The sequence below is a fragment of the Bacillus sp. FJAT-45350 genome, assembly GCF_002335805.1.
Lineage (GTDB): Bacteria > Bacillota > Bacilli > Bacillales > NISU01 > FJAT-45350.
Map to the genome: position 1 here is coordinate 1,069,019 of NZ_NISU01000001.1, position 19,883 is coordinate 1,088,901.

A 19,883-nucleotide genomic window follows, 5' to 3' on the forward strand; every position below is an offset into this window, starting at 1 on the left:
GGAGATTAATTATATGGTTTCTTTTCATTTAAATCCATTGCAAGTAGAGTGTACATTGTTTTTTCAGGAAAACCCTTATACGTTTGAAACACTTAAAGGTTTATCTTCTCGGCTTGGCAGAAATAGTGATGATTTAATAGGTGTATTAGAATTGTTGGTGTCAAATATGGTATTAGATGTAATTGGAACTGGCGAAAATGCAATTTATCGTTATATTCAACCGGTAAGTATTGATTTAGAGCAGCAGGTGGAGTTATGAGCAAAAGTTTAAGTTTTCTCCAAAGTATTCAGGATGACTATGCCAAACTTACTAACTTAACACTGGTGATAACTGATGTAGAGGGAAATGAAGTTACAAAAGTTTCGAACTTCACCCCTTTGTCCCAAATTCATCATAATAATTGGGGTACAAAAGAGAATTACCATGCTTTTTTAAAATCGTTACAGTCGTTAAAAGTACCAACAATTATTGATAATCGTACAGGTCTTAAGATAATTATTTCGCCAATACGTATTAATGCAAATACTTCCTACTATATATTTGCTGGGTATATTTTAGAGACGTTAACACGTCAACTTGTAAAGGATTACATAGTTACACATCATTCGGACGTAAGCGATTTGATTACGGCTATTGATGATTATCAAGAGATATCTGAAGATGAGAAACAGGAGAAGATAACGCAAATATCTAACCTTGCTACTGTGGTAGAGACATACCTACAATCGCAGTATGATAAACAAATTGACCAAGACTCAAAGGTTTTTACGAAAAAGAGTTTGGATAATATTAGAGTTGCTATAGCAACAAAGTCTTCTTTTTTAGAAGAACTATATAGTAATCATTTGAATTTTAACTTTCTTGGCTTAGCTATGGAAAGAAGTGACGGCTACTTTTACATTGATTCCATATATGGAAAAAATACAGAACAGCTTAAAGGGCATTCTTTTGTTATAGGGGAGGGATTCCTCGGACATACAATCGCAACATTACAATTGCAATTTTGGAAACATGCTTACAATGACCCAAGGGTTAATTTTTTCCACCGTCATTGTCTTTACCCTAAAAGTTTATTTTGCCAACCTATTTTTGAAGAGGAAAGATTAATTGGGATATTATTTGGTGGAAGTACTGAGGAAGTAATTGGGAATGAAGATGCGTTAGAGCCGATTAAAATGTATTCATCATTATTAAGTGTATTAATTACTACTCAAACCCTTAAAGAAAATTTACACAATCATTTATTGGAGCTATCCACGTTTAATGAAGTTTTTCGTGTTATGACAACAGTTAAGGACATTAAAAGAGTACTCTATATTCTAGTGGATATTAGTATTAATATAATGAGAGGACCGTTTGCTTGTATTGTGTATAAACCTTCTATGAACAATTCTAAAATTGACATTGTTTCAAGAGGGTTGTCCTCGGCTGAAATAAATGATTATGGTTATGATGTTGCTGTTAGGTCGTTCTCAGAGAAGTTTAATGACGTGAATGTCAAGCAACCGATACAAGGGAAAACTAAGTGGGGTATTGACGTAGTAGAATTTCCACTATATTATAATGGATTTATGTATGGAATATTATGTGTAGGTTTAAATCCAAAGTATGAATTAGAAAAATATAAAGCCTTTTTATCAACTTTAGCAGTTGCTGGAGGTATATCTATTCATTTATGTAGAGAGCAATATGGGATAGATACAGATGACTTTATTATCAACCTATTGACTGAAGTGATGGACAAGAATGGCGATAAATATAGGTTGTCAATGAAAATAAGAGACCATGTGGAGGCTTTCACAACTTTTTTAAATGATGGAGATTTTAAATTAATTAGGAAAATAAGTGGTATTGCATTGTATGAACGTAATGTACTTGAAAAATACCTAAGTGATAAACAGTTAATTACTATTTTCAATGGTTATAAAAATGTACTCGAAAATAAGAGTACAGAAAATAAAGACTCTGAAATTTTAGTACTAATTTATACTTTCGTTACTCAAGGTGAAAGAGTAGAAGTTGTTAAAGATTTGTCTATCATACGTAAGGAATTGAAAGAGAAGTTTATTTCCTACCTAAACCAAGAATCGATAGTAGAAACAGTTATTTCTTTAGATGAACGTCAATTAATTACTAGCAGTAAGCCGGATTTGACAGATGGAAACAAGATTTTAAAGAATGAGCTTCATCTATCGTCAAGGGAAGTAGAAGTTCTAAATTTAATTCTAAAGGGAAAAAATAACCGAGAAATTGCTAATAAGCTTTTCATTAGTGAACATACAGTGAAAAATCACATTACTCGAATCTTTCAAAAGCTTGAAGTGAATGACCGTGCACAAGCTATTGCAATGGTGTATCAATTGGGATACACACCGCCAAATTAATAAATCAGAGGATGGCTCAAAGGAAAAATCTTTTGGGCCATCCTTTTTTTGATCTCAATATTACTCTAGTATATAGGAACAATAAAAATAGGAGTAGATTCCTATATATCCATAGTGTTAACGTTATAATCCGTTTGGTATTTAAAAAACTCTATAGAAAAAGCGAAAAAACCTAATAATTTAAGTATTCATTTATATATAAATAGGACTATTTAATAAAAGATTAAGAGTAGTGGGTTATATACAGAAACCTACTTATTATTGGAAAATAAGGATATCAAATGGCGGCTTAAAGTTTGACGAAAACTTAAAAGGTAATTACATAAAAGTAGAGGTGAGTTTATGAATAAACAATCTTTTCGAGAATGTGATAAATTTCAAAATATTAACAAAGACCTACTGTATAAAGAGTTATTTTCAAGCTACCCAGAACCTTTATACTTGTTAGACTGTAGAGGTCATTTTCAAGAGATAAATGAAGGCCTAGTAAATCTATCTGGTTTTTCGGAAGAGGAATTATTATATTCTCATTTCTCAAATTATATTTACAAAATGGATTTACAACAAATAAGTAATTCATTTAATACAGCAGCGTTAGGTAGTTATATAGAGGATGAGTGTCGAATCGTTCATAAGAATGGGAGTATTAAATTCCTTTCAGTAAATTTAGTACCTGCAAAAATAGGTGAAGAAATTATTGGTGTATATGGAGTGGCAAAAGATATCACTGATAAAAAAATGCTAGAAGTAAAGGTGAAAGAAAGTGAAGTGCGTCTCGAAACGTTGCTTCAACATTCTTCAGACGCGATTGCTGTATTAACTGAAGAAGGGATTATCAAATACGCTAGTCCCACAGTTAAACAGTTATTAGGATATACTCCTGAGATGATAGTAGGAACAAGCTGCTTTAATTGGATTGAAAGAACCGATATTGAAAGAGTACAAAATTTATTTGAATCAATATTGGAAAATCCTACTAGTATTACTAAAAAAGCTGAGATAAGTTTAAAGAGAATAAATGGGAATATGGTTTACTGTGAAGCGATTATAACAAATCTTCTTGAATACGAGAATATTAAAGGAATTGTTGTTAACTATCGAGATATTACTAGTAGAAAAAATAATGAAGAAGAAATCAAACAATTAGCCTATTATGATTATTTAACAGGGTTACCAAATCGGTATTTATTTGAAAAAAGTCTATCTAAAGAGCTAACGAAAAACAACCAATTAGCCATTTTGTTTATAGATCTTGATCGTTTTAAAGTAATTAATGATAGCATGGGACACTTGATTGGAGATCAATTATTAATCGAGGTTGCTAACCGTCTGAAATACATTCTAGCAGAAAATGATTTACTATTCAGACAAGGTGGGGACGAATTTGTTATTGTTCTTACGAATGTAGATAGAGAGGCTGCAGCAACGGTTTCAAAAAAAATTGTTCAATTATTGGATTCTCCATTTTCTATTTCCAATTATGATGTGTTTACGACACCTAGTATCGGAATTAGTATGTTTCCAGAGGATGGTACATCAGTTGAACAACTGACGAAAAATGCAGACTTTGCCATGTATCAGGCTAAGAAGAATGGGAAGAACACTTTTCATTTTTATTCACCTCCCGAGGTAAGTGATGAAATAAGTCCACTAGACATTGAATTGGGTTTACACAGTGTAATAGAAAGAAACCAATTAGTTCTATATTATCAGCCAAAAGTAAATTTAGTTACGAATGAAATCATAGGGGTAGAAGCGTTAATTAGGTGGATACATCCTGTATGGGGTATCGTTTCTCCAGGTATGTTCATACCAATTGCTGAAGAATCAGGTCAAATCATACCAATCGGTGAATGGGCACTTCGAGAAGCATGTATACAAAATAAGCTGTGGCAAGAACAGGGATTTGAGGGTGTGATGTCTGTAAATTTATCGCCACGACAGTTTACAAAGGTAGAGTTAGTCCAAACTGTCAAGAATGTTCTTGAGGAAACAGGCCTTGAACCACATTTATTAGAATTAGAGATAACAGAGACTATGACAGCCAATACAGAACAAACCATTGCTACACTTCATGACTTAAAAAGACTAGGGATAAAAATTAGTATTGATGATTTTGGGACGGGATTCAGTTCTTTAAATTACTTGAAACAGTTTCCGGTCGATACATTAAAAATTGATCAATCGTTTGTTCGTGAACTATCAAATGGTACTAGTGATGCCACAATTGTGAAAACAATTATTGCTATGGCACATAATCTAAATCTAAATGTTGTTGCTGAAGGAATTGAAACGAAGGAACAACTTGTATTTCTCCAGGAGCACAACTGTAATGAAGGACAAGGATATTTCTTTAGTAAACCAGTACCTGTTATTGAATTAGAAACAAAAATCCAAGAGATAAAAAAAGTAATAGAAGAACACGGAATGAATTTAGTAGAAAAACGTAAGGAAGAAATTCTCCTAAAATCTGAATAGTTAGAGGTAGTTAGTGAATTAGGGGCAAGCATTGCACATGAAATTAGAAACCCAATTACAACGATAAAAGGATTTATTCACTTATTTGAACAAGGTAGCATTAAGCAAGAATATTTTAATGTTTTACATTCCTCTATTAACCAGATTGAAAAGTATATAAAAGAGTTTCTGATGATTTCTAGCACTAATGTAAATCGGAGGCTAGTCGACTTTAATCAATTATTAAAAGATGTTATATCACTACTAGACAAAAAAACAAAAGGGAAACAAATCGAATTACAGTTTGAGAAAAGCATTGATCTTCCTTGGATTAAGTGTGACCCAATACAAATGAAACAAGTAATGATAAATTTGGTCACAAATAGTATTGAAGCAATAAAAAATGGCGGTTTGGTCAAAGTTCATGCTAGTAGGAATGAATCAAATTTATTAATAAAAGTGATTGATGATGGAATTGGCATGAAAGAGGAAAGAGTAGAGAGATTAGGAGAGCCTTACTTTAGAACTCATGAAAAAGGAACTGGAGTAGGATTAATGTATTGTTTTCAAGTTGTTAAGAAGCACGACGGTATGATAGTAATAGAAAGTGAAGAAAATAAAGGCACTACTGTAGAGATAAGCTTACCGTGTAACTAATTCTTTGCTGGAATTATTTCCACTTTAATTTAGGATATCAGCTTCGATAATGGCAAACTTATTGAAAAGTAAGGACGCAAAGCAACGGGTCTAAGGCTATAAGCTATGATCGCCGTGTTACCGAAAAGAATGGATTATAGAAATATAGGATATTATCTATATTCGTAGCCCGCATTCTTTTTGTGGGCTATTTGGCGTACAGTCAACTTTCGAAACAAAGTTTAATTTCTTTCATAAAGATGTGGCTTTTAGATAATAAGAAGGGGGAGCATTCATTGAAACGTATCTTAGATAAAGTATTAAAAAAATCTACAGTAGAACTTCATGTGGGTGCTCCGTCACTCCCGGTTGATTTATCTTATACAGAGCTGACCTACATGACTAGACGAGGGTTTCTTGCACAAAAATTACATCAATACCTAAGTGATAATAATTCCAAAAGTAGTTTACTATTTTTTCGTTCATTATCAAAAATCTCATTTAATCACAAACAAACGAATCAGGATCATGAACAATTACTTTATATAAGTGAGCTCATGCTTGAGTGGTGTAACCAAGGAGAAGATATTCCAACTCAAGTAAAGAAATTAGAAGTGAGAAATGATATTCAAAACGCGATGTTGAAAGCCTATGATATTCACAAAAAGGATTTGTTTGAGCAAAAGAAAAAAATTGATGAATCAATAACAACAACGGAAAAATCTGATCCTATTTGGATGGTCTATAAAGATGTTATTTTTTCCGTAACTCAAGGTCAGTTCTTACTAATTTCTGAACAGGAAGTAAGTAAATACAAACAAGGAAAGGTCTATTGTGAGGGCATTATTAGAGAACGTTCAGACATACCAAGATGCCGCAATCAAGTGAAAGACATCCTAGAGCAAAAGGAGTTCAATAAAGCAAAAGTAATGAGTTGGTTATTGGCATTGTCGGAAGCTATTACAAACACGTTAAAACATGCTGAAGAAGGTAAGTTGACAATGCTAGAAGATAAGGAACGTAATGAAATACGCTTTGTTATTGAAGATAAAGGACCTGGTTTTTCTCTAGAGGAGCTTCCTAAAACAACACTTTTAGCTGGATATTCTACCAAAAAATCAATGGGGCATGGATTTTCACTTATGATGAAAATGACGAAGCAAGTCTTATTATATACGTCACCAATTGGCTCTACGCTTATTTTAACGATTGATTATGCTCAAGAGGTAGAAGGAAAGAGTGCTGGTTAACAAAGAGAACATACTGGGGAGAGGAAATTTATGAAAAGAAATACGATTATGATGCAATTACTATTTAAAATTGGTCTGTTCTTAGGCTTAATCGCGGTTGTTATTCTTATATCTGGTTATTATTTTTTTAAGTTGAAGATTGAGGCATATCAAGAGGAGCAAATAAATAATATAACTGAAATTGTAGTTCATACAATGGCGTCAACACAACAATCTACAGACACAATTGAACATATGATTGAAAATATATTATATTCATCGTCAAAAGGAATCATGTCCGAGTTACGTGGGAAACAGGTTGAAGATATTAGCATGGAATATTTGCAAGAAGTAGCGAAACGGTGGGATGTGGAAGAAATCTCACTTTGGGAAAGAATTGGTGATGACATAGTCGTTACGGAATCTTCTGATGAAACTCAATTGAATTTAAGTTCAAAGGATTGGGGATATTGGTTTACTGCATTTGATCAATTAATGTCAGGCCAAGAGGTAACAGTTGAGCAAGGGATGGCCATGGAAAACTACTGGGTAGGCCCCATTTCTAGAGCAGAACTTTTTGAACATATTTATTACAAGTTTGCTTATTATTACGATGGAACAACTGACTTTATGATCAATCCTTTTATCCTAGATGAGGAGATTTATAACCTTACTTTTCAAGCTGGTCCAACACAAATGATTGAAAAAATCATTGATGAGAATATCAACATTGAAGAGATTGCTGTTATCAATGTACCTGCTTGGTTAAAAGGGGAAGAAAATGATGTAGTTGAACCGGATACTGACTTACCTGTGTTATATGGGAGTCATCAGTTTGGCTTAGAAGAGGATGAAGAGTTCCTTCAGCAGGTGCAAAGTGAAGATAGCAGCCATAAAGTACTTTTTGAAAAAGACGGTGTGCCTTATAAAAAATTATATAAATCACTTGGTAATGAACGAGTGATGGTGACTACGCTAGATTTAACGAGACAAAAGCAAATTGAAAATCAGTTCTTGTATTTGTTCTTAGGTGGATTTTTATTATCATCCGTTGTTCTATTTATTATTATTCGTATCATTGCTAGACGTCAATTAGAGCCATTACAAAAGATTGTCCAACATATTCAATGTGTAGCGGATGGAGATTTAACTCAAAGAATAACGATCAATGAAAAAAATGAACTAGATTGGCTTGCGGAAAATATCAATGAAATGACTCAACGTTTCCATCAGTTAATTACGGGTGTAAAAGAAGAATCTCATTCTCTAGTGATTGTATCTAGTTTGCTTTCTAGACAAGTCTATACCTCGGTCAAGACAATGGGTGAGACATCAACGGCAATGACGACGGAGTCTAAAGACCTACTACTGGAGATTTCAATTTTGTTGGAAGATATGCAACAGTTATTTTCTACAATTAACAATAGTCAGGAAACAGATCATATAAGAGGGATGAATAACCTTCAATTGAGAGAGTCCTTGAATAACACTCATATGAAACTAACGGAACTTGAAAGAATGGTCAAAGAGCATTCAAACCATGTAACGGATATCACGCTCATGTTTCATGATACATTAAACGAACTGAATGAAGCACTACTAAAGATAGATCAACTATCTAGTACATTAAATACAAAAATAATGTACTTCCATGTGAAAGATGAATTGTAAAACTATTAACTGAAGTGTATGGAAATGTAGAGAGGTAATGTGGATAAACATCTAGGGGGGATAACTTATGAGTTTAACAGTAATGAAAGAAAAAAAAGCTTCAATACTTACACTTTCAATCAAAGGGATTTTAGATATATCTACTAATAATGTTCTCGATCCATATCTAGAAGAGATTGAGGATAGCTTAGAAGAATTAATTATTGATTTTTCTGGAATTGAGTTTATGGACTCAACTGGTCTCGGTTCAATCATTAATGCGATTCATTTATCAGAGGAAAAAAACTTCAAGTTAAATCTCCAAGGGGTAAATGAATTAACGGACCAAATATTTGAAATGGTAGGGTTATATCAAATTTTAGAGGCAATTCAAGGGGAGGTGTCGTGATGTATTATGATGGTCTAACTGTATCAAACTTCAAAGAAAACACAGGAGATTTCGATAAAACGCTGCAACGAGAAATTAACTTGGCTAAAAATATCCAATCAAAATTACTAAATGGGAATACTCCCACTCTCGAAAAGGGGGAAGTCATTGGTTCTTCACTTCCGGCTAGGTTAATTGGGGGCGATTATTATGATTTTTATCCATTGGTCAATGGCAAAATTCGCATCGTCATTGGCGATGTAATGGGAAAAGGGATTCCGGCTGCTATGCTGATGATTTTGACGAGAGGCGCTTTCCGCACAGCTGCAGAAAGTATGTCAAGTCCTGGAGATACGTTAACAGCTATGAACCAAGCATTATATAGAGATTTAAGGACGCTGAAGTCGTTCGTTACATTATTTTGTGCAGATTGGGACCCGGAGACTGAATTATTAACTTATGCAAATGCAGGTCATAACATGCCGCTATATATTAACGGGAAGGACCGAACGGTGACATTACTTCCTAAAGCTAAAGGAGTTATGGTCGGGGGACTGCCAAATCAAGTTTATAAAGAAGAAACAATTAAGTTGGGCAACAATGATACAGTATTTTTTTATACGGATGGGATTGTAGAAGCACAAAACCAAGAGGGACAACAGTATCAACTAGAAAGACTAACTAAGACATTACTTGATCATCAAGATAATGGTGTAGGCGAAATGGAGAAGAGTGTTATTAACTCTATTTATGAGTTTACGGATGGAGCGCCACAAAAAGATGATATCACAATGGTCGTATTGAAATTAAGTTATGAGAATTCAAACATTACAAGCTTAAATTCACCAGTAATAAACGTATAGGTGGGATAAGTATGCGAAGCATTGTTTCAAAAGGCAAAGATATTAAGGAAGCTATTAATCTAGGATTATCTTTACTGGATGTAACTATAAATGATGTAAACATTGAGATAGTACAACATGAAACGAAGGGTTTTTTTAGAATAGGCTCTAAAGAAGCTGTCGTTAAACTGGTTAAATTACAAACCGATTCTTTAAATATAAAATCTGAGAATCAGGTGAGCGATCGATTTGACTTACTTGAAAGCGTAATTTCAACTATTCCAGATGAGAAAATTAATTTGGTTAAAACAGACATCGAAGAACCAATTGTGAAAGAGTTCAATGAAACATCTGACCATTTATCAGGAAAGGTGTGGGTTACAAACGGAGTGTTACACTGCCAGGCGTCCCCAGTACAATTTCCTATGATTAGTACTACAGAAGGTATTAAACTCTATAAAAACAATCAAGAACTTAAAGAGAAGACACATATCGTAACAGATAAAGATATTTATGAACTAAAAGTCGAAAATGAAGAGATCCAAACGATATGGAGTGTAAAGATGGACCCTGAGAAATTAAAAGTGTTTCTACAGGTTGAGCCGGGATTTATAATTACACGAAGCATCCCAGATATAGAAGCTGAATATCACATTAATTTATATGTAGAAGAAGTAAAGGAAGTTTATAACCACTTAACTTACGAAGCAATTATAGAGAAACTGCAGTCACTTAGGGTCATTCATGGATTTAATCAGAGTGAAATCATGAAAGCCATGGAAACTAAAGTTTCTGGCACGTTTGAAATTGCCACGGGGATTGAACCAAAACAAGGAAAAGGTGGTTGGGTTGAAGCAAAGATTGATTTAGAAACACATGTTGGACCTAAAGAATCAGAAGATGGAAGTGTCAATTTTAGAGAAATAAAAACGATTCCTAATGTGACTAGAGGACAAGTTGTTGCGATTGTTCATCCTCCTGTTGCTGGTCAACATGGTTATACGGTTACCAATGAGCCACTACCAGCAAAACAAACGTTTCCAGTTAAGTTGAACTTGGGGAGAGGTATTTCGTTAGTTGAGGATAAACTTGTATCAACTGAATCAGGACGTCCTCAAATTGAGAAGAGGGGTCAGTTAGTGAAAGTGGCTATCATGCAAAAGTTAACTCATCGGGGAGATGTTAATTTAACCTCAGGAAACATTCACTTTAAGGGTGATGTAGAAGTAACCGGAAATATTGAGGGTGGAATGCTTGTTGAAGCTGGTGGTGACATCATTGTTCATAAGGAAATCAATAGAGCAAACCTCACAGCTTCAGGGGCTATCATATCATATGGGACTGTTATTGGTTCAGAATTATCAGCAGGTAAAAATAATATGCTGATTGCAGAATTGGGTCATATACTTGGCTCACTTCACCAACAAACTGAGAAAATAATTGTAGTAATCAATCAACTGATTCAATCGCCTGCTTTTAAAAATACTGATTTCACAAGAGGTGGCTTACAACCAGTCATACGTATTTTACTAGAGAAAAAGTTTAAGAACTTTCCACCATTAGCTAAGAGATATGTTGATGTTATTCGAAAAGCAGATGGTTATTTAGAGGATGGGGAGTGGAGGAATCTATCGCTGAATTTAAGACAACTATTTCTAACCCTATCAAATGAACAAACGTCTTTAGAAAGAATAAAGGATTTATCTCACAAGATGAAAGAGTTACATGAGCTAAGTATAACTCCTGTAGAACCAGATTCATATATGATCATACCAAGTGTTTCAAATAGTCATCTCTACTGTAGCGGGAATGTAAAGATACTTGGACAAGGGTGTGTGAATACGAAAATTCATGCCGGTGGAGAAATTCATATAAAGGGGATTATCCGTGGAGGAGAAGTATATGGAAAGTTGGGAGCTATTATAAATGAAGCTGGAGCTGAAATAGGAACAGCGACTGTAATTGCAGTTCCACATGATCAAAAAATAATGATCGATAAGGCAATGGAAGGAGTCACTATTAGGATTGGTAATGTAAAATATATATTTAAAGAAACAAGGTATCATATTCAAGCTTATCTTGATAAAAATGACCGTATTATCTTTGAATAAAAATGGGGGTAGAGTATGATCAGTTTCTCAACAAAAATAATGAATGAATCCCTTGTAGTAAAACTTAAGGGAGATTTAGATATTGATAGCACGGAAGTAGTTGAATTAGAGCTAATGACTACATTGAAGTCGTTTCAAACAGTTATAATCGATTTTGAGGATGTTCCATTTATTGACTCTTCTGGAATAGGGTTATTATTAAGCACTGTTCAAACTTTAAACGACCAGGGAGTAAAAGTAACGATTAGTAATGTAAGAAAAGAAGTTATGGATATCTTTGAATTGTTACAAATACCAGATATTCTAGGTGACGGTGTATTTTTGTAATCATGAATAAAGACAAAGGTTTCTCAATGGCCAAAGGGGAATGAAGTATACACTGATAGAAATCATACGAGGATTTGTTAACAAAAAGGGCGCTGAAAGAAGTAAAACGATACTTTTTTCAGCGCCTTTGTTATTGGAGTAATAATTCACCACACTAGTTCAAAGTCTTGGTCTTGAAATATTCTATTCTTTCACACAAGAAACTGGAGACCATAGATTCTTCTTCTCTATTACCACAGTTCCTCCATTATCTAAGTTTTCAAAGCACTTCTCTATAATAAGTTTATTGGCTTGATGATGTGTATTAATCTTGTAAAACATGACACCGCCAATCGTAAGAATAGCGACACTTGCGATTATGATCATAATCGTATTCAATTTGTTTTTGTTCAATTATGACATCTCCTTCCACTTTATCAAGATTAGCATATAGATAGAGTAAAAGGCTACAGGGGTAGATATCTATGGACAAACAAAATAGCCGGTTTAGGTGGGTTGTATTTGCTTCTGTATTGTTTACTTATTTATTAATGTCTAGCCAACGAACGGCTCCAGGGTTGATAACCGATCAAATCATGTTAGATTTTAATGTAACAGCAACAACGATTGGGTTATTGATAAGTATTCAATTTTTTGTGTACACCGGACTGCAAATTCCAATGGGGTTTTTGGCGGATCGCTATGGACCGAATTTTTTTCTTATTATGGGAGCGATGCTGACAGGTATAGGAACTATCATTTATAGCCTTGGCACGCATGAATGGATTTTATTCTTTGCCAGAGTTTTGATCGGGACGGGGGATGCGACCATCTGGGTTAATATGGTGTTAATATTGAGCCACTGGTTTAATGCTAAGGAGTTTACTAAGTTAATTGGTATTACAGCAATGACAGGAAGCCTCGGCTTTCTTTTGGCGACTGTTCCATTCTCTTTGTTAATTGACTTCCTAGGATGGAGGACAGCGTTTTTTTCAGCAGGACTACTTTTATGCTTATGTGCGATTCTCCTATATTTTGTACTATTAGAAAAACCAAAAGAAAAATTATTTATGAAAGGTGAAGTTCAACGAGAAAAATCCTTGGTTCTACTGCGAAGAATTTTTTCAACTCGGCAAGCGTGGGCGTTATTTCTTTGTCACTTTGGGATTGTCGGAACGTATGTTGGCTTTATTAGTTCGTGGGGAGTACCATATGGAATGGATGTATATGGAATGACACGTGCGGATGCCAGTCAGCTTATGATGCTCGGTCTAATCGGGGCACTTATTGGTGCTCCTCTCGGTAGTTGGATTTCTAGTCAATTAGGTACAATAAAACGGCCGTATGTTGTTGTTCACATCATTCTATTATTGAGTTGGTCAATCTTCCTTTTATTTAATGGGAATCCTCCATTTTATTTGTTAACGACTCTTTTCTTTATTATTGGTCTAGCATATGGGGCAAATGCGTTAACATTTGCTGCTGTTCGCCAATCTTTTCCGATAAGAGAATCAGGCATTGTATCTGGGTTTGCGAATACAGGTGGATTCTTAAGCGCCGTATTACTTCCTAGTATTTTTGGGAGAGTATTGGATCATGTTCAAGCTGTATCCGGTAGCATTAGCAATGGCTATTATTATGGATTCATCACTCCAGTTATCTTCTCAATGATTGGTTTGATTGGAGTACTTTTAATTAATGAAAAACGTCAGTCACAGTAATAGTTAGATATATTATGGATTTCCCGGAGCTACAAATGAATAGAAAACTACTAATGGGGCCCTTCATGTTGTATAGATTGGGTCCTTTTTTCATTAAAAGTATTATAGGTGAATGTGGAATTCATTCCTAAATTAGGTTAAAGTAATACTATGATCGAACATGGTGATTTCTATACAACTTGTGAAAATATTCGGACGTGTATAGATTTTCAACATGTTGTACAAATAAGGAGGCAAACTTAAAAATGGCAAATTTTGCAGCAATTTTATACATGGTAGATGAAGAAAAGAATAAGGAATATCGTCCACAACACCTAGAATACCTTTCTACATTAGAAAATGAGGGGAAAATCATTGCCAAGGGCCCATTCGTGGATGGAGCAGGTGGTTTAGTAGTGTATAAAGCAGAATCCTTACAAGAGGCCCAAGAATTAGCAGAGAAAGATCCATACGTTGCACTAGGGGCTCGTCGACTAGAATTACATGAGTGGAATGCTAGCTTTGCTTCACAGAATTAAGTTATTATCTAATAACTGATTTCAATCAAAATAAAACGTGAAAACCCCATACTTTCAGTGGTTTTTCACGTTTATTTTGCTTATAGTAACTTTATCATTTTTATTTAAAAATTATTGGAGTTGACGTTCTATTGATACATAAAAAAAGATTCTGGCTAGGTATTTCTATTTTTCTAATTTCTTTTATTCTCATTTTTCCCTTTCCACATCATGCCCCTTTAGGAGAAAGTATATTTAAATTACTTGGCATTCCACCTTATTCTAGGATGGTAACAGAAACTGGATTGCATTATGTCGGTCTTACAAGCATTCTGCTATTATTCATCAGTCTCTTTATACTTAATTCCGCTTGTCACAAATGGAACACACGCATCATAGTCGGAAGTGTTGTGACTTATTTTCTTTTACCGATGATTATCATCTCAACATACCAAATGACCGTAGCTTCAAGTATTTATGCGTTATCCTATGAACGTAATATGAGTGAGTGCACATACGCTACTGATGAATCTAAACTAGAAAAAAAGATAGAGTGCTTACTTCCAATAATAAATAACCGAAATAAGGAGATTTCCTTTGAGATTGAATTACGAGAAAGAAAATTTGAAGACGTACCGAGCTATTCACTTCTCAATCAAGCTGGACCCCATATCGTAACTCTTTATCATAGAGAAGAAAAGGTAATTAAGCTAGTAGCGGTTATTGATATCTCCAATCAAGAGAACTATTATTACTCTGGAACTGCGAAAGGGATCGATATTATATTGAGAGATTCGAATGGGAATGAGAGAAGACTGTAGGGTTTTTCAGGGTCAGTCTTGATCATTACAGATATTTCTATTGAACAAGGGGCAAAATCAAGAAAAAAATATAACTGATAAAGAAAAGCAACTTGCGCATATGATATAATCATCATAGTAGATTTAAAAAAGAGGTGATTAAATGGATAATGAACAGGTTCTCAAAATCATCTTAGAACGATTTGATAAAGTAGACCTTCAGTTTAAAGAGGTGTTAAATAGACTTGACAAAATAGAAAAAAGCCAACAAGAAGATGTTAAAGGTACTCTTCATTTAATTTCTAAGAAGGTTGACGGAATTATGTATGACGTTGATTATTTAAGTGAAAAAACAGGGAAACACGATACAAAAATTAATAGTCTCGAGAAGAGAATTCAGTCCTAACACAAGGACTGAATTTTTAATTTCAGAAAAATTTATTGTATTCATGCTATTAAAAAAGTGTGAAAAACTAATATTTGGAGATGCAAGAAGGAACGAGTTAGCGAATTTTGTCGAAATGCAAATATACTGAGGGTTTCGCAAATAAAAATGAGATTTCGCAAAAATATCTCGTTTTTCGCAAATAAAATATAAGTCGCAAATAAGGCCGCTGAAAATCACACTTTTCAGCGGCCTTGTTGAATTGTAATGATAAGCTGTTAATTCTATAAATTTAGATTTGTTATATCATTCTCCGCTCTGATTTACGAATGATACTTTATAAAAAGAGTAATTTAGGAAGAAAAACCAATAATAAGGAGGAATAATTATCTGGAGGTATCTCAAATGAAAAAGTATCAATTCCCCGAGGGTTTTTTATGGGGAGGAGCAACTGCTGCTAATCAAATAGAAGGCGGATTTAATGAAGGGAATAAAGGACTAAATATAGCTGACGTTCTTCCAGGTGGAAAGGAGCGTTATGAGATATTAATGAATCCAGGGTTTGACTTTGAAATCGATACTGAACGCTATTATTATCCAAACCATGAAGGAATTGATTTTTATCATCGGTATGAGGAAGATATAGCGTTATTTGCTGAAATGGGCTTCAAGGCATTTCGAATGTCTATTGCTTGGACACGAATTTATCCAAATGGTGATGAGCTAGAGGCAAATGAAGAAGGTTTAGCTTTTTACGATCGAGTGTTAGATGAATTACATAAATATGGGATTGAACCAGTCGTAACGATTTCTCACTATGAAATGCCACTGCATTTGGTGAAAGAATATGTTGGTTGGAGAAGCCGAGAAGTAGTGACATTCTTTGAACGGTATGTAGAGACAATTTTCAAACGTTACAAAAATAAAGTGAAGTACTGGATGACGTTTAACGAAATCAATAGTGGTTTGAAGATGCCGATTCAAGGTCTTGGTTTTTCGGTTCAAAAAGAAGAGGATAAGTACCAGCCTACGTTCCAGGCTTATCATCATCAATTTGTAGCAAGTGCGATAGCAGTTAAAGCTTGCCATGAGATCATTCCTAATTCTCAAATTGGCTGTATGATTCTCTTCGCACCTGTTTATTCATTTGATAGTAATCCTGAAAACGTCATGCATGCCCTACAAGAAGAACAGCTTTTCAATTACTATTGTGCAGACGTGCAAGTACGGGGCGAGTATCCAGTGTTCATTAACAGATATTTTAAAGAGCATAATATCGAGTTAGACATTCAGGATGGTGACTTAGAATTATTAAAGGAAGGCGTTGTTGATTACATCGGCTTTAGTTATTACATGTCTCGTACGGAGAAGAAAGTAAAGACAGATGCAGAAGCGACACAAGGAAATATTATTGGTGGTATAAAAAATCCATTCTTACAAGCAAGTGACTGGGGATGGGAAATTGATCCCGTAGGATTACGTATCAGCCTTAACAAATTATATGAACGCTACCAAAAGCCATTATTTGTTGTTGAAAATGGGTTAGGAGCATATGACAAAGTAGAAGAAGACGGCACGATCAATGATGATTATCGTATTGACTACCTTCGTGAGCACGTTAAAGCAATGGGTGAGGCTATTGAAGATGGAGTTGAATTAATAGGCTATACGAGCTGGGGCTGTATCGATATGGTAAGTATGTCGACAGGTGAGTTTTCTAAACGATATGGTTATATTTATGTTGATAAGAACGACGATGGCAGTGGCACATTAAAACGCATCAAGAAAGAATCATTTTTCTGGTATAAGGACGTCATAGCATCCAATGGACAAACCTTATAAAGGACCTATACAAAAGAAGAATGCTTATTAGCATTCTTCTTTATGTATTTTAACGAATAATTTAGTTCTCTCTTAGGCTGACTAGAAGTTCTTTTATTTCAGATAGGTCTTCTTCAGTAAATTTCTGTTGGTTGTAATAGTCTTCTGCAGATGTTAACACGTCTGTCTCTAAATCTTCAAAGCGATAATCCAGAAACTTATGAAACATATGCTCTTGAAAAGAAGGGTCAGGATTAAATTTTTGTATGATTTGATAGAGTGTGGTCGGATTTAAGTCACGTACATTCGGTGAGTTAATCAATTATTCATTCGCCTCCTTATCATTTTACTTTAACTAATGATTAGCTTTTTCAAACATTTCACTTATTATTTGTTCATTTATTAGGGAAAATTTAGATCGCTCAAAAAGTACATAGAATCCTTCATTAGACTAAAAATACGAAAATAAACGTAAAAAATGGAGGAACTAACATAATGTTTAAAAACGTTTTTGGTACATTACAAAAAGTTGGTAAAGCATTAATGCTACCTGTTGCATTATTACCTGCTGCAGGTCTTCTACTAGCATTCGGTAATGCTTTTAAAAACCCAGATTTGTTAAGACGAATTCCAGCTTTAGAAGCCGGGTGGTTTCAACTAATAGCTGATGTTATGGAACAAGCGGGGGGAATTGTATTTGCGAATTTACCAATTCTCTTTGCCGTTGGTGTTGCGGTTGGCTTGGCTGGTGGAGATGGTGTTGCTGGTCTAGCAGCCTTAATTGGTTATCTCGTTATGAACGTAACGATGGGTGTTTTATTAGGAGTAACCGCAGATTCAATAGTAGCCGATCCATTCTCATACGCGAATGTGTTAGGGATTCCAACACTACAAACCGGCGTATTTGGAGGGATTATCATTGGTTTATTAGGGGCCTATATGTTTAATCGGTTTTACAATATTGAGTTACCTCAGTATTTAGGCTTCTTTGCTGGGAAGCGGTTTGTTCCAATTGCAACTGCAGTTTCTGCACTTCTTCTAGGTATATTAATGATCTTTATTTGGCCTCCTGTCCAAGTCGGGTTAAATGCCTTTTCTTATGCGATGGTTGATGCAAACCGAACAGTATCAGCTCTTATCTTTGGTATTATTGAGCGAGCACTAATTCCATTTGGACTACATCATATTTTCTATGCTCCGTTCTGGTTTGAATTTGGACAATATACAGATACCGCTGGTCAATTATGGCGTGGGGATCAGCGTATTTTCTTCGCTCAACTTCGAGATGGAGTGGAGCTTACTGCCGGAACGTTTATGACAGGGAAATTCCCATTCATGATGTTTGGTCTTCCAGCTGCTGCATTAGCGATGTATCATATGGCAAAGCCTGAAAAGAAAAAAGTCGTTGCTGGTATTATGGGGTCAGCAGCTTTGACATCCTTTTTAACAGGGATTACAGAGCCGCTTGAATTTACCTTTTTATTCGTTGCACCAGTGTTATTTGCGATTCATGCAGTATTTGCTGGTTTGTCTTTTATGGTCATGCATATTTTAGATGTAAAAATAGGGATGACCTTTTCAGGTGGGGTTATCGATTATCTCTTATTCGGGGTACTTCCAAATCGTACCGCATGGTGGCTAGTAATTCCAGTAGGTCTAGTCTTTTCAGTCATTTATTACTTTGGATTTAGATTTGCGATTAAGAAGTTCGATCTCAAAACACCAGGTCGCGAAGATGATGTCTCATCTGATAATGCGGTATCAGGACCTGTTGGAGATTTACCTTTTGAAGTCTTAGCTGGAATTGGCGGGAAAGATAACATTAAGCACTTGGATGCTTGTATTACTAGGCTTCGTATAGAAGTTCACGATATTAAGGGTGTTAACAAAGAACGATTAAAAGCTCTCGGAGCATCAGGAGTCCTTGAAGTAGGTAATAATATTCAAGCTATTTTTGGTCCTAAATCAGACATATTAAAAGGGCAAATTCAAGATATCATCAGTGGAAAAACTCCACAACCGGTAAAAAAAGATGAAGAGCCAAAGGAAAGCAAACGACCGATTAGTGGAGATGATAGCTTTGAGTTTGTCTCTCCGATAAAGGGAAAAATTATTCCATTAGAAAAGGTTCCTGACCAAGTCTTTTCACAAAAAATGATGGGTGATGGCTTTGCGATTGAACCAACTGAAGGGATTGTCGTTTCTCCTGTAGACGGGAAAATAGTCAATTTATTTCCGACAAAACATGCGATTGGAATTGAATCAAATGAAGGGATAGAAATCTTAATTCATTTTGGAATTGATACTGTGAATTTAAAAGGTGAAGGATTTGAGACGTTCGTAAAGCAAGGGGATGAAGTAACGAGCGGACAAAAGCTATTAGGAGTAAACATCGAGTATGTTAGTAGGTTTGTACCATCAGTTACGACTCCAATTATCTTTACGAACTTGCAAGAACAGCAACAACTTCAAATTCTAAAAGAAGGACCTGTAGAACTTGGAGAGAAAAATATAATTCAAATTAAGTCATGATAATTAAGGGTCAGCACAGGTAATCTTAAACTAATAAGAGCGCAAATCATTCGAGTGGTTTGCGCTCTATTTTTGCTAATAGAACGTCTGACTTGAGATTTCCATTATTGATCCATTTAAGAA

The 19,883-nt window shown here is 34.8% G+C and carries 18 protein-coding genes, 1 pseudogene and 1 riboswitch; of the genes and pseudogenes, 17 read left to right on the forward strand and 2 right to left on the reverse strand.

All coding sequences use genetic code 11. The annotated features are described in order from the left end of the window. Positions 1–13 precede the first annotated feature (13 nt). From CD003_RS05350 to CD003_RS05395, 11 genes and pseudogenes are all read left to right on the forward strand, one after another. Entirely contained in the window at positions 14–259 is a 246-nt protein-coding gene (locus tag CD003_RS05350) for a hypothetical protein (protein ID WP_096199931.1), read from the forward strand. Then, positions 256–2,385 carry a LuxR C-terminal-related transcriptional regulator gene (locus tag CD003_RS05355; protein WP_096199933.1) on the forward strand — a complete coding sequence of 710 codons (2,130 nt, stop codon included), beginning with the start codon at positions 256–258 and terminating at the stop codon, positions 2,383–2,385. Before CD003_RS05350 ends, CD003_RS05355 begins: the two co-directional genes overlap by 4 nt. A 342-nt stretch (positions 2,386–2,727) precedes the next feature. Beyond that, positions 2,728–4,863, forward strand: coding sequence for a sensor domain-containing protein (locus CD003_RS05360; RefSeq protein WP_096199934.1), 2,136 nt, complete (start codon positions 2,728–2,730; stop codon positions 4,861–4,863). Between the two features lie 27 nt (positions 4,864–4,890). After that, positions 4,891–5,034, forward strand: a pseudogene (locus CD003_RS22540) (histidine kinase dimerization/phospho-acceptor domain-containing protein); the annotation flags it as partial. Next, on the forward strand, positions 5,035–5,499 hold the full coding sequence (locus CD003_RS05365) for a sensor histidine kinase (protein WP_096202260.1): 465 nt from the start codon (positions 5,035–5,037) through the stop codon (positions 5,497–5,499). It abuts the pseudogene before it with no gap. A gap of 41 nt (positions 5,500–5,540) precedes the next feature. After that, a riboswitch (cyclic di-GMP riboswitch) is annotated at positions 5,541–5,624 on the forward strand. A gap of 150 nt (positions 5,625–5,774) precedes the next feature. Then, complete coding sequence (locus CD003_RS05370) at positions 5,775–6,728, forward strand: ATP-binding protein (protein ID WP_179295442.1); 954 nt, start codon at positions 5,775–5,777, stop codon at positions 6,726–6,728. A 30-nt stretch (positions 6,729–6,758) separates the two neighbouring features. Beyond that, positions 6,759–8,378: a HAMP domain-containing protein gene (locus CD003_RS05375; protein ID WP_096199938.1), complete on the forward strand. Its 1,620-nt coding sequence runs from the start codon at positions 6,759–6,761 to the stop codon at positions 8,376–8,378. 67 nt (positions 8,379–8,445) lie between these two features. After that, positions 8,446–8,766 (forward strand): STAS domain-containing protein, encoded by a 321-nt coding sequence (locus CD003_RS05380; RefSeq protein ID WP_096199940.1) that lies wholly within the window; start codon positions 8,446–8,448, stop codon positions 8,764–8,766. Next, positions 8,766–9,608 (forward strand): PP2C family protein-serine/threonine phosphatase, encoded by an 843-nt coding sequence (locus CD003_RS05385; RefSeq protein WP_096199942.1) that lies wholly within the window; start codon positions 8,766–8,768, stop codon positions 9,606–9,608. Before CD003_RS05380 ends, CD003_RS05385 begins: the two co-directional genes overlap by 1 nt. Positions 9,609–9,619: 11 nt before the next feature. Further along, entirely contained in the window at positions 9,620–11,698 is a 2,079-nt protein-coding gene (locus CD003_RS05390; RefSeq protein WP_096199944.1) for a FapA family protein, read from the forward strand. 15 nt (positions 11,699–11,713) lie between these two features. Then, entirely contained in the window at positions 11,714–12,025 is a 312-nt protein-coding gene (locus tag CD003_RS05395; RefSeq protein WP_096199945.1) for an STAS domain-containing protein, read from the forward strand. A 183-nt stretch (positions 12,026–12,208) separates the two neighbouring features. On the opposite strand, the gene CD003_RS05400 is transcribed toward CD003_RS05395, so the two are convergent. After that, positions 12,209–12,418, reverse strand: a complete 210-nt coding sequence (locus CD003_RS05400) for a hypothetical protein (RefSeq protein ID WP_096199947.1) — start codon at positions 12,416–12,418, stop codon at positions 12,209–12,211. A 71-nt stretch (positions 12,419–12,489) separates the two neighbouring features. On the opposite strand from CD003_RS05400, the gene CD003_RS05405 reads away from it, so the two are divergent. The 5 genes from CD003_RS05405 to CD003_RS05425 all read left to right on the forward strand — a co-directional run bounded on the left by CD003_RS05405 (position 12,490) and on the right by CD003_RS05425 (position 17,249). Further along, positions 12,490–13,725: an MFS transporter gene (locus CD003_RS05405; RefSeq protein ID WP_096199949.1), complete on the forward strand. Its 1,236-nt coding sequence runs from the start codon at positions 12,490–12,492 to the stop codon at positions 13,723–13,725. Between the two features lie 245 nt (positions 13,726–13,970). Next, the gene (locus tag CD003_RS05410) at positions 13,971–14,243 is read left to right on the forward strand and encodes a YciI family protein (RefSeq protein WP_096199951.1); all 273 of its coding nucleotides are present in this window, start codon (positions 13,971–13,973) and stop codon (positions 14,241–14,243) included. A 131-nt stretch (positions 14,244–14,374) separates the two neighbouring features. Beyond that, a complete protein-coding gene (locus tag CD003_RS05415) occupies positions 14,375–15,043 on the forward strand; it encodes a hypothetical protein (RefSeq protein ID WP_096199953.1) in 669 nt (222 codons plus the stop codon). Between the two features lie 142 nt (positions 15,044–15,185). Continuing rightward, a complete protein-coding gene (locus CD003_RS05420) occupies positions 15,186–15,428 on the forward strand; it encodes an exotoxin beta-grasp domain-containing protein (RefSeq protein WP_096199955.1) in 243 nt (80 codons plus the stop codon). A 384-nt stretch (positions 15,429–15,812) separates the two neighbouring features. Then, positions 15,813–17,249: a glycoside hydrolase family 1 protein gene (locus CD003_RS05425; RefSeq protein ID WP_096199957.1), complete on the forward strand. Its 1,437-nt coding sequence runs from the start codon at positions 15,813–15,815 to the stop codon at positions 17,247–17,249. Between the two features lie 61 nt (positions 17,250–17,310). Here the strand turns inward: CD003_RS05425 and CD003_RS05430 are convergent, their stop codons facing one another. Further along, on the reverse strand, positions 17,311–17,550 hold the full coding sequence (locus CD003_RS05430; protein ID WP_096199959.1) for a hypothetical protein: 240 nt from the start codon (positions 17,548–17,550) through the stop codon (positions 17,311–17,313). Positions 17,551–17,723: 173 nt separating this feature from the next. On the opposite strand from CD003_RS05430, the gene ptsG reads away from it, so the two are divergent. Continuing rightward, positions 17,724–19,760, forward strand: coding sequence for a glucose-specific PTS transporter subunit IIBC (gene ptsG / locus CD003_RS05435; protein WP_096199961.1), 2,037 nt, complete (start codon positions 17,724–17,726; stop codon positions 19,758–19,760). The last annotated feature ends 123 nt before the right edge of the window (positions 19,761–19,883 follow it).